19 protein-coding genes are annotated in these 13,206 nt (G+C 52.6%); 2 read left to right on the top strand and 17 right to left on the bottom strand.

All coding sequences use genetic code 11. From position 1 onward, the window contains the following. Positions 1-34 precede the first annotated feature (34 nt). From V9K95_RS18200 to V9K95_RS18210, 3 genes are read right to left on the bottom strand one after another with little or no spacing between them, the layout of a single operon-like run. Complete coding sequence (locus tag V9K95_RS18200; RefSeq protein WP_336441707.1) at positions 35-214, bottom strand: hypothetical protein; 180 nt, start codon at positions 212-214, stop codon at positions 35-37. Positions 215-273: 59 nt separating this feature from the next. Next, complete coding sequence (locus tag V9K95_RS18205; RefSeq protein ID WP_336441706.1) at positions 274-876, bottom strand: general stress protein; 603 nt, start codon at positions 874-876, stop codon at positions 274-276. Between the two features lie 32 nt (positions 877-908). After that, positions 909-1,229, bottom strand: coding sequence for a PepSY domain-containing protein (locus V9K95_RS18210; RefSeq protein WP_442958590.1), 321 nt, complete (start codon positions 1,227-1,229; stop codon positions 909-911). 267 nt (positions 1,230-1,496) lie between these two features. On the opposite strand from V9K95_RS18210, the gene V9K95_RS18215 reads away from it, so the two are divergent. Both V9K95_RS18215 and V9K95_RS18220 read left to right on the top strand, forming a co-directional pair. Continuing rightward, on the top strand, positions 1,497-1,700 hold the full coding sequence (locus V9K95_RS18215; protein ID WP_336441704.1) for a CsbD family protein: 204 nt from the start codon (positions 1,497-1,499) through the stop codon (positions 1,698-1,700). A gap of 67 nt (positions 1,701-1,767) precedes the next feature. After that, entirely contained in the window at positions 1,768-2,208 is a 441-nt protein-coding gene (locus V9K95_RS18220; protein WP_336441703.1) for a DUF1810 domain-containing protein, read from the top strand. Positions 2,209-2,477: 269 nt separating this feature from the next. Here V9K95_RS18220 and V9K95_RS18225 read toward each other — a convergent pair whose 3' ends face one another. From V9K95_RS18225 to V9K95_RS18290, 14 genes are all read right to left on the bottom strand, one after another. Beyond that, on the bottom strand, positions 2,478-4,376 hold the full coding sequence (locus V9K95_RS18225; RefSeq protein WP_336441702.1) for a hybrid sensor histidine kinase/response regulator: 1,899 nt from the start codon (positions 4,374-4,376) through the stop codon (positions 2,478-2,480). A 107-nt stretch (positions 4,377-4,483) separates the two neighbouring features. After that, a complete protein-coding gene (locus tag V9K95_RS18230; RefSeq protein WP_336441701.1) occupies positions 4,484-4,906 on the bottom strand; it encodes a hypothetical protein in 423 nt (140 codons plus the stop codon). Further along, on the bottom strand, positions 4,887-5,231 hold the full coding sequence (locus V9K95_RS18235) for a hypothetical protein (protein ID WP_336441700.1): 345 nt from the start codon (positions 5,229-5,231) through the stop codon (positions 4,887-4,889). The genes V9K95_RS18230 and V9K95_RS18235 overlap by 20 nt, the downstream gene beginning before the upstream one ends. A 155-nt stretch (positions 5,232-5,386) precedes the next feature. After that, positions 5,387-5,884 (bottom strand): YciE/YciF ferroxidase family protein, encoded by a 498-nt coding sequence (locus V9K95_RS18240; protein WP_336441699.1) that lies wholly within the window; start codon positions 5,882-5,884, stop codon positions 5,387-5,389. 365 nt (positions 5,885-6,249) lie between these two features. After that, positions 6,250-6,525, bottom strand: coding sequence for a type II toxin-antitoxin system RelE/ParE family toxin (locus tag V9K95_RS18245; protein ID WP_336441698.1), 276 nt, complete (start codon positions 6,523-6,525; stop codon positions 6,250-6,252). Further along, on the bottom strand, positions 6,525-6,785 hold the full coding sequence (locus V9K95_RS18250) for a CopG family ribbon-helix-helix protein (RefSeq protein WP_336441697.1): 261 nt from the start codon (positions 6,783-6,785) through the stop codon (positions 6,525-6,527). Before V9K95_RS18250 ends, V9K95_RS18245 begins: the two co-directional genes overlap by 1 nt. A 122-nt stretch (positions 6,786-6,907) precedes the next feature. Then, the gene (locus tag V9K95_RS18255) at positions 6,908-7,171 is read right to left on the bottom strand and encodes a hypothetical protein (protein WP_336441696.1); all 264 of its coding nucleotides are present in this window, start codon (positions 7,169-7,171) and stop codon (positions 6,908-6,910) included. A 41-nt stretch (positions 7,172-7,212) separates the two neighbouring features. Next, complete coding sequence (locus V9K95_RS18260) at positions 7,213-7,578, bottom strand: HVO_A0114 family putative DNA-binding protein (RefSeq protein WP_336441695.1); 366 nt, start codon at positions 7,576-7,578, stop codon at positions 7,213-7,215. 78 nt (positions 7,579-7,656) lie between these two features. Continuing rightward, complete coding sequence (locus V9K95_RS18265; protein ID WP_336441694.1) at positions 7,657-7,935, bottom strand: hypothetical protein; 279 nt, start codon at positions 7,933-7,935, stop codon at positions 7,657-7,659. A gap of 379 nt (positions 7,936-8,314) precedes the next feature. After that, the gene (locus V9K95_RS18270; RefSeq protein ID WP_336441693.1) at positions 8,315-9,493 is read right to left on the bottom strand and encodes a M20 aminoacylase family protein; all 1,179 of its coding nucleotides are present in this window, start codon (positions 9,491-9,493) and stop codon (positions 8,315-8,317) included. Positions 9,494-9,559: 66 nt separating this feature from the next. Continuing rightward, positions 9,560-10,339 (bottom strand): amino acid ABC transporter ATP-binding protein, encoded by a 780-nt coding sequence (locus V9K95_RS18275; RefSeq protein WP_336441692.1) that lies wholly within the window; start codon positions 10,337-10,339, stop codon positions 9,560-9,562. Further along, complete coding sequence (locus V9K95_RS18280) at positions 10,336-11,295, bottom strand: amino acid ABC transporter permease (RefSeq protein WP_336441691.1); 960 nt, start codon at positions 11,293-11,295, stop codon at positions 10,336-10,338. The genes V9K95_RS18275 and V9K95_RS18280 overlap by 4 nt, the downstream gene beginning before the upstream one ends. Beyond that, on the bottom strand, positions 11,292-12,179 hold the full coding sequence (locus V9K95_RS18285) for an ABC transporter substrate-binding protein (protein ID WP_336441690.1): 888 nt from the start codon (positions 12,177-12,179) through the stop codon (positions 11,292-11,294). The genes V9K95_RS18280 and V9K95_RS18285 overlap by 4 nt, the downstream gene beginning before the upstream one ends. Further along, positions 12,169-13,191, bottom strand: a complete 1,023-nt coding sequence (locus V9K95_RS18290; protein WP_336441689.1) for an ABC transporter substrate-binding protein — start codon at positions 13,189-13,191, stop codon at positions 12,169-12,171. The genes V9K95_RS18285 and V9K95_RS18290 overlap by 11 nt, the downstream gene beginning before the upstream one ends. Positions 13,192-13,206: the final 15 nt, after the last annotated feature.

The following is a 13,206-nucleotide window of genomic DNA, read 5'->3' on the forward strand; positions in this document are numbered from 1 at the left end:
ATTGCGTTTGACTAACGGCAGGAACATCCGCGGGCTAACGCTTTCTTGGCAGTCCCTTTTCCGTAAATGTCGCATCGCCATCTTTCTTCCCAGAAAGCACGCGAGGATTGGCACTTGGGACGCCGTCATTGTCGGATTTGGTTTTGCCCTTGGCGAAACTGCCTTTGGCATCCACTCGGGTTTCTGATGCTGTTTTGATGTTCTTGATGACCACGGCTAATACTCCGAGAGGCTCCCCCATCCCTGCATGAAGCTTGAATGGGGAAGAAAAAATTAAGGCATCAGGTCGCGTGTCTGACGTAGACGATCACGTTCCTTGAGGACATCGTCATCCGTGTATTCAGGCGCGTTCTCGTCAAAGCGTTCCCAACCTTCTTCACGATACACGCCCCGCCGGGCTTTAACATCGACAGCACTGTCGTCACTGAGGATAGCCCTTGCCGCATCGACGTGCTCGTCTTCCACGCGCGCAGACACGAGTGTACTGCCCCGTCGCACGCCTTCTGCGTACACATGCGCGTCGTCTTCATCAACACCGGAGGTGATGAGGGAGCCGATAATACCGCCGGCGGCACCGCCTGCTGCAGCGCCGGCTACTGCGCCAGCTGCCGTCGCCGCCAGCCAGCCGGCAGCCACCACAGGACCAACACCGGGTATGGCTAGCATACCCAATCCGGCCAAGAGTCCGCCTGTTCCGCCAACGACTGCGCCGACGCCGGCTCCGGCCGCCGTACCCTCCCCGGCATTGCTGTCGTGCTCTTCACCGTCGCGGCCAATGATGCTGATATCCGATGAAGAGATGCCGGCGTCTTCCAACGCATTTACTGCCGTTTTCGCGTCACTGTAGTTATCGTAAAGACCTGTTACAGTCTGCATAACAATCTCCCTATTTCTTTTGCGTACCGCGATTATTTCGCGGTCTCTGTTATGTTGCCTTGGTAGTCGAGCTTAACAGTCGAGGGTTTTCCATCTTTCATGGCTGTAGCGTTCCAGATCCCATCTTCACCTTTTGTGAGGCCGCTGATATCGGAGTAACCCTTGCTCTCGATGCGATCCTTAGCCTGTGCCTCAGTGAAACTATTCTCGCCGGGGACAGGAGCAGATGGATTTGCAGTGTCTGGAGTAGCGACCGCCGGTGTTTCCAACTCGGTAGCGGGTTTTGTGCCAGTGTCCTGCGCATAGGCAGCTGAAAAGAAAGAAAGAGCACCTAGTGCTATAACGAAACGGATCATTTGTTACCTCCGGTCAGTTCTGATCTTTGTTGATCAGCTAAAAGGTAACTGTCGGTCAGTTCATAGGTTCCGTAATAAGGGTCTAGCCGAAAAAATGAATGTTTCTCAGCGTTTAAGTATCTCTTAAAAGTTAAGGTCACGACATAAGCTCAGCATTACCCGTATCCTATTCCAGAGAAATATTTCTCCGTCAAATGCATAGACAAGTCGGAACTTTGTTCCTCTGTTCAAGTTATAAATGCATCAACAACAAGGAGAAATGTCATGGCATGGGACCGTGTTGAAGGTAACTGGAAACAGGTTAAGGGCAAAATCCAGGAACAGTGGGGAAAGCTTACTGATGACGATCTGGATGTGATCAATGGCAAGCGTGAGCAGCTTGAGGGAAAAATCCAGGAGCGCTATGGCAAAGCAAAAGACGAAGCCAAGCGTGATGTCGACGATTGGTACAACACCCAGACCTGGTGACAATGACAACTGAATGGAAAGCTCCGGATCTCGAGATCCGGAGCTTTCTTTATAGGAAGCCAGCGCGGTGGATATCAGCAATTACAATCTAGGTCGGTTTGTGAAAGCGCAGGAACCTGTTCTGTCTAAAGCGAGACGTGAGCTGAAGGCGGGTTTGAAACAGTCGCATTGGATGTGGTTTATCTTTCCCCAACTGGAAGCGTTGGGAAAGTCACCGATGGCAAAACATTATGGGATCTCAACAATTGACGAAGCGCGGGCCTATCTTGCCCATGGCCTATTGGGTCCCAGATTAGTCGAAATGACAGAACTTGCCATAGCCCATCGGGGTAAGACGTTGCGTGCGATTTTCGGATCGCCTGACGATTTGAAGTTTTGTTCATCCATGACACTTTTCAGTGCAGCCTCAAACGGTGCCGAGATATTCGATGACGCATTATACTGCTTTTGTCAGGGACAGCGAGACGGGAAAACACTTGATATCCTGAACCAAGCCCCGACGGGATGAACGAAGGCCCGGAGCGGGTGGACAATGCCTACCGAACGGGATAAGCGCTCGCCTGCCATTTCGTTGGCCAAGGTCGGAAACCGGAAAAACTCCCTTGTCCGCTCTGCCGTTATGTCCGGTTGACACGGCGGCACTGTCCTCAGATAAAATGCAAGATAACAGATATCGTTCCGCCAGGCAGATCTAGTGACCGCCGTTGGGCCCGCTCATTATAACTCGTGCATTTTGTGGGCTTGCTGAAAGCCTTAAATTCAAGGACTGAGATTTCATCATATATTTTTCATCGCATCACGAATGGCTGTGGACAGATTGCTCTGCATGAATGGCTTTGTAAGAAGCGGAACCTTTCCGACGTCCGATGGCAGTTCAGAGTAGCCAGTTGCAAGGATCGCCCTTGTCGTTGGCCAAGAGGTTTTGATCTCCCGGATTAACTGCGTGCCGGACATTCCAGGCATCGCCTGATCTGTTACCACCAAGTCTATGTCCGCAGACAAATTCAGTAACTCAAGGGCTTTCTTGCCCGAATTCGCCTCGACAACCGTGTGGCCAAGGTCTTCCAGCATCGCCACCGTATTCATCAGCACAAGACTGTCATCATCAACGGCGAGTATCTTCAGCTTCTGCGTTGGCAACTCAATCGGCGAATGGATCGCTTCGACCTGTTTGGAAAGATTTCTCTCGGCAACGGGCACCCAAAGCTCTGCCGTTGTGCCCTGCCCCAGTTCGCTGGACACTACCAAGCGTCCGTTGAGCTGTTGCATCAGACCATGCACCATCGACAGCCCGAGACCTGTGCCCTTCCCAACACCTTTGGTCGTAAAAAACGGCTCCGTTGCGCGCGCCAGCGTCTCGGCGTCCATACCACTGCCCTCGTCCTTCACAGAAAGGCATATATAAGCGCCAGGTGTCAGGTCGGTCTGCGGTTTGTCGATCGTTTCCTTCCGGCCTGCAACGGTGATCGTGCCACCGACAGACATTGCGTCGCGCGCGTTGACCATGAGGTTCAGCAAGGCAAGTTCGAGCTGATGAGGGTCAGCCAAGACAGGGTCCAGAGTAAGCGGGAACCGCGTTTCAACCAAAATCGTCGGACCGAGCGAACGCTGGAGTAGCTCCTCCATACCTCTCACCAAAGTTACGGCATCGACTGGCTTCAGTTCAAGATCTTGCTTTCTGGCAAAGGCAAGCATGCGTTTTGTCAGATTGGCACCACGTTCCGCCGCGAGAACCGCATTGTTGAGCAATGCCTGTGCACGGCGGTCTTCAGGCAGATGTTTACGCAGAAGTTCGAGGCTACCGAGAATGGCCATCAGCAAATTATTGAAGTCGTGGGCAACTCCCCCCGTCAGTTGTCCGATGGCCTCCATCTTTTGCGCTTGGAACAATGCTTCCCGCGCCTTCTCAAGTTCTTGGTGGGTGCGGTTACGCTCCGTGATATCTCTAGTTACCTTAGCGAAACCAATAAGTTCACCCGCTTCATTTCTTACGGCATCGATTATGACATTTGCCAAAAACCGTGAGCCGTCTTTTCGCACCCGCCAACCCTCTTTTTCGAACCGGCCTTCCTTTGCCGCAGTCGTCAGAGCGGTATTCGGGAGGTTATCGTGCAAATCCTCGTCTGTGTAGAATTTTGAGAAATGGCTGCCGATTATCTCTTCAGGCGAGTAACCCTTTATTCGCTCGGCACGGGCGTTCCAGCTGACAACATTGCCTTTCGGGTCGAGCATGTAAATCGCATAGTCCGTGACGCCTTGGACAAGGATGCGAAACTGCTCCTGGCTACGCCGGAGTGCATCTTCAGATGCTTTCCTTTCTGTAAGGTCGCGGGTGACTTTCGCGTATCCCAAGAGTTCGCCGTTGGAGCCACGTATAGGGTCGATGACAACATGTGCCCAGAAGCGGGCACCGTCATTGCGAACCCGCCAGCCTTCGCCCTCGAACTTTCCTTCACGTGCGGCCGTATCGAGTGCGCGCTGAGGAAACCCGGTAGCGCGATCCTCTTCCGTATAAAAGCGTGAGAAGTGTTCCCCGATAATTTCGTGAGGACGGTATCCTTTGAAACGTTCCGCGCCAGTATTCCAGCTTGTGACCATACCCTCGCTGTCGAGCATGTAGATAGCGTAATCAGTGACGGCGTCGAGAAGAAGCCTGTAGCGTCCTTCTTCAGTCAATGAGGACTCATATCGGTCGCCGCGTTCATAAATAATCCTTATCAAGTCTATGTAATGTGTCTTTGCGAAAAGGTTGGGATGCAGAGCCTTTGGGGTACCAAAAACCTTCAAACAGGTTTTGGCTGCCCGGGAATTGTGGTGCTTGTCACGGAAACGGGATCGCTTCCTGGAAAACTCTGCTCCAGCCCCTCGTCCAATTGCTCATTCAAGGTTTTGATATCTTCCGCCCTTCCGGGGGTGCGTCTTTCGCCCAATTCAGAAGCTGACGTCAGGTCGCCGCTGCCCGATGCTCCCTTGCTCGTCACATCCTCCTCACTGTTCGAAAATGCTGCAATTTGAACCATGACAGCTTTAGCTCGTGCGATGAGCATGTCACTGTCGTCGCTTTCAGGCGAGTTTAATGTCACTGACACGGATTCTCCGCCCTCACCCACAAATTCAATAAGGGCATATCCGCCGGTCGTGCCCGGCGTCACAGTTGTATCGACAATCTGCATCACGCGCTCCTCTTCAGTTTCTGTTTTGCTCATTAAGCGGTTCAATCATTCCTTCGCCTTCGACCTGAATTATTTCACCATCAGGCTCATAGTCCTCCAGAAGAGGATTGGGAGCGGCGATTGGACCTTTGGGTTGCTCCGGGTGGGCGATGGCAGCGGTCTGTGATTGCGCTGCGGTAGCAGATTGGGAAGATTGAACCAGCAACTGATTGGCCTTCGCAATAATCTGGTCGTGGTTCGGTTCATCGGCCTGTTCAACGAGCACCGAAACCCGGTTTCCATCAACCTTGAGGAACTCCACAACGTACTGTCCATTTTTATCTGTACGATCGACGGTCGTTTCAATAATTAATGTCATGCTTTCCTCCCAGCCAGATCAGGCCTGCCACTTCAATTCTTCATCAAATATCTGGTAGCCAAAAAAGCTCCTGCAATGGCGTAGATTAACGAAGTTACTGGAGCCGCCCGCGAGGGCGGCCCAGCGCTACACGAGAGAGGGGCGGGGCCGTAGAATCAAGCCGCCTGAGCGGCTGGATTCAGCGAAGCTTCAGCCAACGCTGTTAGCGTGGCATCGGTCGCTTCTTCCTCTTGAAGTGTGGTCACAAGAATTTTCTGCGCATCCTTGTAGCTGAGTTCACCAGCCCAGCGAGCAAGCGTGCCATAGCGGGCCATTTCATAATGCTCAACAGCCTGAGCCGCTGAGGCGAGTCCGGCATCAAGAGCAGGCTGACCCTTGAAGTCATCCATAATCTCTTCGCCTTCGGAGATAATCCCTTCAATCGCATCACATGTTTTGCCTTGCGCGCGCTTGCCAATAATTTCGAAGACCTGCTGCAGACGTTCGACATGAACTTCGGTTTCATCCCGATGCTTTTCAAACGCCGCCTTCAATTCTGGCGCAATTGCAGCTTTTGCCATTTTCGGCAGGGCTTTCAGTATTTTCCGCTCGGCGTAATAGATGTCCTTGAGCGTTTCATGAAACAGTGTTTCGAGTGTTTTTGGTATTGCCATTTGTCCAACCTCCTCGTCAGTTATCCACGTTCGTGGTAACTGAGGAACAGGTGAACGCGGTCAAAGTTCCGCATTTCAGTTGGTATTAGCAAAGAGCTTGAACTTGCTGCCGCCCGCGAAGATGGCGAGGCGCCGAGCCACCGTTGGCGGCCGCGAGCTATTTGGCAGGAATCCAACCAAGGGAGACATCGTGCTGATCGACCTTGTCATCTTGAACCTGTTCGATGAATTTTCGGACAGCGTCGGCACCGAAGTGCGACCAGGCTTCTCCGCAAGGGAGCGACAGATCCTAACCAGTCCTGTCCCGAAAACCTGCCCAGGATAGTAAGCAACTGCGCAGCAGATCCAACGATGTAGAGACTCCGCTATCGATCCTCTCGCGTGTGCCATATCCGCAAGATATAAATCGAGTTACTTTGAATTTCATAGCGCATCTCGTACCGGCCAACGAGGATCCGGCGGATTTCGCGAGGGTGAAATTCTTCCAGTTCCTCGCCAAGGCGTGGATGGAGCAATAATTGCTCTGGCGCGGCAGTAAGCGATTGCACCGTTCGGGCAGCTGCATTGGGATTGAGCGGCTGCAGGAAATCGTAGAGCCGCGCCAGATCGGACAACGCTGCTATGGTCCAGTCGATTTGCATCAACGCGGTACGGGCAGCGGCTTTTCTGTACCGAGGCTGGCAGCCCATGTCCGGACGGACTGATGGTCAATGACGTTGCGGGCATCCACGTCGGAAAGCGCTTCAACCGTCAGTTGATGCCGTTCTTCTTCCTGGTCGATCCAGGCTGATAAGGCCTGCTTTACAATCCAACCACGCGAACGATCAAGTCGGCTGGCCAATTCATCCACCTTCTTAGCGAGAGGCAGTGGCACATGTGCGGTGAGTACCTTAGTTTCCATAAACGCCTCCGCTATTAATCAAATATAATCATACTGATTAATAGCGATTATGCAAGATACATGCATCCTGTACAAAAATGAAAGTTGTCAGCAAACATTCCTTTGAAAATGCCGATAAGAGGCTAATTTTCAACGATTTCTATTGTAGCGCAGATGGCTACAATCTCACTCAAAGCCTGTTGTGGCAGCTTATAATAAAAATGAAGGATCACAGTGCAGTTGGTTATCCTTCTTGTTCCGAACAGTTCACGATTTGGCAAGGGCAGGAATAACAGCGGCCAAACGAACGACAACAGCGTGCGCGCCCCAAGCAGATATTCAACATGATCCGAGCCAATGACGTCTTCTTTGACGCTGTCGAAATGAAGCGAAATGCCCGCATTCAAACGATCCTGCCAAACATCGGAAACGCCATGGTTTCGCAACGTCAGGAGTATGCAGGCATCTCCAATGCAATACGGTCGTAAGTGACGTGGGGGATAAACTTGCCGCCCTCACCCTTTTCCAACTCAACCAAACCGTATCGCTGCATCGTTCGTAATGTTCTGCTTAGATTTGATTTTGCTCGTCCCGACATCGTTTCCAACTCCGCAATCGATGTTGGCTTTTCTTTAACGATCGTCTCAAGGAGAGCCCGATTTCGATCGGACAAAACCTTTGCGAAGCTTTCGATGGACGTGAACCAGACTTGGGGATCGTTCTTTTTCGGCTTAAGTTGCCCTCGAGCAATCGCCATGGTCCGGCTCTTCATCGTCTCATAGCTTGCGATACCAACGTGAAGCGTCTTCGTCATTTGATCACTCCTACCTCTTTCAAAACGCCATCGACGTCACTCCAGAAGTCTTCCAGTAATGTGGCAGTGTCGCTGAACTCATACGGCCTCAATGTCCGGAAACGGTGTTTGTGGTCGTACTTTTGCGTCGCCTTGCGGCTGGCCACTCACTGCTGAGATCGCGTGAGCATTGTCAAAGCCTACCAGCCGTTCCCCACCTGGTCCGTATAACGTCAATGAAGAGCGCAACCCGTGCGGCCGTAGCTGCGTGGCCGTGACTGCTTTAACGGCGAATTTGACACAAGACGTCTCGCCAACAAACATTGTTTGGCCGTTTAGATCGAGCAGGGCATCAAGACTCGTATCACGCGCACTCATGCCAACCTGCTATCATTTAGTGATAACCGTAGCAAGTTCAATATCTCATGGCATTCCTTAGGAGGCATTATGCTCAAGCAGTTGTACCCGCAAAGTTAGAATGCATCTGTTTCTGCAAGGTTGGAATGTCACACTCCCAAGGTCTGGGATTGATTGCGATGAGCAAAAGTACACAGTGCGCGATCGGCTCTATCTCGGTCATTCAATGGCACTGGTCAGCAATCACTAGCACCGCAAACTTGTTTAGCTCAACTATCAAGGAGCAAATCGATGGCTCATTGGAAGGCTAACTTTTAATCCCACCGTCTTGAAGGAATCTGGACTGAAAGCCGTCGTCTAAGCACCCCGGTCAGGCCGCTTCCAGACACCAGGTTTAATATTATGCTAGATATCGCTCTGTCAGCCGCGCCCACATTGCTGCGCCGACGGTAAGGCTTTCATCCGCGAAATCATATTTGTCGCTATGCAAAATTGGCGAATTCACGCCATTGCCAAGACGCAGGAAACTTCCCGGCTTATGTTGCAGAAAATGTGAGAAGTCCTCACTGCCCGGAATAAGAGGGCAGATTGAAACCTTATCCGCACCAACCAATTCCTCGGCCACGGTCCGCGCAAATCCGGTTTCCGTTTCCGAATTCACGACAACCGGGTTGCCCCGCGTATAATTGATATCCGTCTTTGCTCCAAACCCATCGGCGACGGCACTTGCCAGTTTGGTGATGCGCGCCTCCAGTAGGTCACGGATTTTCGGATCAAAAGACCTTACGGTGATAAGCAATCTTGCGCTTTCGGGAATGACATTTGCCACCTCCCCGCCATGTATCGCTCCGACCGTTACAACCGCTGTTTGCGTGGGATCAATATTGCGGGAAACGACCGACTGGAGAGCAACCACAATATTGCAGGCAATCACGACCGGATCAATTGTCAGATGAGGGCGCGAGGCGTGACCGCCTTTGCCGTGAACCTTTATCTCGACAGTATCGGCTGCCGCCATAAGCGGACCTGAGCGCATCAACCATGTCCCTTCCGGTGCACCCGGATGATTGTGCAGGCCAAAAATCGCGTCAAAGGGGAACCGTTCAAAAAGACCATCGGCGATCATTGCCTGCGCACCACTCCATCCTCCTGCTTCTTCGGCAGGTTGGAAGATGAGGTTCACTGTTCCGCTGAACCGGCGTGTCCGCGCGAGATATTCGGCTGCTCCCAGCAGTACTGTCGTATGGCCATCGTGACCGCAGGCATGCATCTTTCCCGTAAACTTGCTGGCATATGGCTGATTGGTTTGCTCTTCGATCGGCAAAGCATCCATATCCGCCCGAATGGCAATGCTCTTGGTTCCCGCGCCTACGGTCAGACGGGCGACCACGCCATGACCGCCGACATTGCGGGTGACCTCATATCCCCAAGCCTCAAGCTTTTCTGCAACGAAACGCGCAGTTTCGGCCTCCTCGAACGAAAGCTCAGGGTTGGCGTGGAGGTGATGCCGGATCCGGGTCAGTTCGCTTTTCATCGAGTCAAAATCGGCAAGGCGAGCAAAGTCATTATCAGGTGTCATGATCATTCCGGTGATGTGGGGATAAAACCACCCTGGAACGGGTAGCGCTTTTTCGATGCGGATAGGCTAAATGAAGCGCGAAAGGAAGCTTCTCGTTCTCGGGTGCTGAGGATTACCAAGAACATCTTCCGGCTTTCCGTGCTCAACCACTTTTCCATCATCCATGAACACGACGCGATCAGCCGCTTCGCGGGCAAATCCGATCTCGTGGGTCACAACGATCATTGTCAGCCCTTGGTCTGCCAAATCGCGCATGGTCGCCAGCACTTCACCGACAAGTTCCGGATCGAGTGCAGATGTCGGCTCATCAAAGAGCATCAACTTTGGCTTGATTGCCAGCGCACGGGCGATAGCTACGCGCTGTTGCTGTCCCCCAGACAATTGCCGCGGATAGCTGTCTTCCTTTTCCGAAAGGCCAACCCGCTTCAAAAGTTTTCGCGCGTTTTCAGCCGCTTCTTTGCGGCTCTCGCCATGAATACCAACAGGTGCCTCCATAATGTTCTGTAAGGCTGTCATGTGCGGATAGAGGTTGAACTGTTGGAAAACCATGCCGATCTTGCGTCTTTGCAGGGCGATGGAATAATTTGACAACCGTTGCAGCCGGTCCTTGTGGAGCTTGTACCCTATCTGCTCGCCATCCACTTCAATCGACCCTCGATTGATTGATTCCAGATGGTTGATGCAGCGCAGAAAGGTGGATTTACCTGAGCCCGAAGGCCCGAGAACAACCACCACTTCACCCGGCGCAACATCAAGGTCAATGCCTTTGAGAACTTCCAGTTGCTCATAAGATTTGTGCACATTTCGCGCTCTAACAAGCGGAGCTGTATCGACGATTGCGTTCATTGTGCCATCTCCTGCGCCACGTTACGGGAAGGCACGGCAGTCGCCGCTGGAGCGTCGTCCCGCGCCGCCTTACCGGCTCCCGATTGGCGGTCGCCACGGCTGTAATAGCGTTCGATATAACTCTGCCCGATATTCAAGACCGACGTGATGAGAAGATACCAGATGACAGCAACAAGCAGCATCGGAACAACTTCAAAGGTACGGTTGTAAATCGACTGAACGGAATAAAGCAGATCCGCCATCGCAATAACGCTGACAAGCGACGTTGCCTTGATCATGCTGATCAGCTGGTTGCCGGTCGGCGGAACAATTGAACGCATAGCCTGAGGTATGATGATGCGACGGAGCGCGCGGGCACGCGTCATGCCGAAGGACTCCGCAGTTTCAAATTGTCCCCGGTCGACCGATAGAAGGCCGCCGCGAATAATTTCGGCCATATAAGCCGCTTCATTCAGGGCAAGTCCTGCGATCGCAGCAGTCATCGGGCTGATTACCGAATTGGTATCCCAGCTCATGAAGGTGGGTCCGAACGGAATGCCGATCGATATTGTGGGAAATAGTGTGGAGAGATTGTACCAGAAAATCAGCTGCACAAGCAGCGGTGTTCCTCGAAAGAACCAGATGAAAAGCGAGGCCAATGACTTGGCCAGCCCGTCCTTCGACATCCTTGCAACGGCAAGGAGCAAGCCGACGGCGGTGCCGATCACCATTGCGACAACCGTCAGGCCGAGCGAGACGTAAAGCCCGCTTATCACGGTCGGATCGAAAAAATATTCCGCAACGACCGGCCATCCGAAATTATCGTTCTTGGCGACCGACCATGCGCAATAGGCTGCAATTGCCAGGGTCAGGAGCCAGGCGGCAAAGCGCCCTTTTGGAAACGGAACGTGGGCCTCGGCAACGTCCTTTCCGATGCCGCCGCCGGGCGGCATCAATCCTTCATCAACTCTGCTCATTTCGGCAATGTCCCGCCAAGATTTATACCAGGCTCCTTGAGCATATTGTTCTCAAGGCCCCATTTTTTCATGATCGCTGCATAGGTGCCGTTGTCCATAAGCACTTTTATAGCATCACGCAAAACTGGCCCGAGCGGCGAGCCTTTCGGCACAACCGCGCCTTGGTAGAGGTTCTCAAAACCGTTTTTTTGACCAACCCCGGTCAATTCAAGCTGACCATTGGCTTGGGTAACGAAATAGGTAAGCGGTGCTTGCGACGAGAAGAATGCGTCGGAACGCTTCGAACGCACTGCTAAAATGGAACTTGGTTGGTCGGTAAACGACTGAACCTCAATCGGCTCCTTGCCATCCGTTTTGCATTTCTCGGCCTGAACCTTGATCACCTTTTCAGCCGAACCACCCGCCATCACAGCAATGCGCTGCCCGCACGCGGAATCCAGCGAAGTTATCGCCTTCGGATTGCCCTTCTGCACGGCGAAAACCACAAACTCCTGAACCCAATCGACAAAATCATTGGCCTCTTCCCGTGACTTGAAATCACCAACCGGGCCGAACGCGAACTGATAACGGCCGGAATTGACGCCCGCCAGAAGAGCAGGCAACCCGCCGACAGTCGCGTGTTCGATCTTGACGCCAAGTATTTGACCCAGCGCATCCGTCAGGTCTGCACTTGCGCCCGTCATTTCCGTTCCTGTTACAATTTCATAGGGCGGGAACGATCCGTTGTTGACGGATATCATTTTTCCAGCCGAGCGAATATTTTCGGGCAGTTTGGCGTGGAGTTCATCATTTACCGGAAGCTTGGTGGCATTTTCTTGCGCCAAAGCAGAGCCGCAGATCATTACACTCGCCAGTGCGAGACAGGCTAAATTTTTATGCAACATGTTCATTCCCCTTTATTTTCATTTTCATTTTTGCAATGGCAATGCTGGTATCACTGCCATCAATGTCGAGCGGAAAAAGTAGCTCCGGCAAAAGCCGCTGCGGGAGAATCCCTTGGGTATAAAGTTCATCGATGAAGCCCTTTATCATCGCGTGATTTTCGGCAAAGCCGCTCGCATTCCAGCCCGCCGGCAGATCGGAGGAGCACCGGAGAAGCTCATCGAACATCCACGGCGTTGTCTCGGCATATTTACGACGCTTGTTTAGCCAGACACGTTGGGATTCATCGATCAGATTGCTAAGCTCGGGGATGATCCACGGATGCTCGGCCACAATATCTGCTTTGATGCCGATAAGGTGCATGCCGGGAACATAGCCAACCTCATCAAAATAATGGCGCTCAGCACTCCGAAAATCGGCGAGAACCTGCCGGAAGGAGGAACCTTCTGAAAAAAAGCCATCCGGCATAAAGGGCGTGAAGATCGCATCCAGCTCGCCATCCACCAACATGTCGACCATTGGTTTTTCGCCGGGTGCGGCTTCAATCCTTCCGGGGCGGCCAAAGCCATCGAGACGATCGGTAATTGGATGAGCCGCTGTCAGCCTGCCCGCATACCACATTGCATCTTCAACACCTACGCCTTCCCTGCGAAGCGCTGCCCGCGTCCACGTATTGCCAGAGTCACGCCAGCCAGTGACCCCGATACGTTTACCCGCAAGATCGGCCAGTTTTCGAACTGGACTGTCTTTGGTCGTGATAATGCAGCGGTGCCGGAAACCCCGCATGATAAAATTTGGAATGCCGACTATGCTTTTATCGCCTTCAAAGCACAGCTGGGTATAACGGCTGAAGGACACTTCCGCGGCGTCATAGGCGTCGCTCTTTCCCACATGCGGAATCAATGTGCCTACGCGATCAACCTCGATATCAAGTTTTGGCGAGGTCACGTCCCCTAAAACGAGAGGGGTCATATAATCCCAATCCCGGAGAGCAAGACGAAGGGTAATCGGCATAGACAGTCACTCACA

The organism is Phyllobacterium sp. CCNWLW183, from assembly GCF_037203775.1.
GTDB lineage: Bacteria > Pseudomonadota > Alphaproteobacteria > Rhizobiales > Rhizobiaceae > Phyllobacterium > Phyllobacterium ifriqiyense.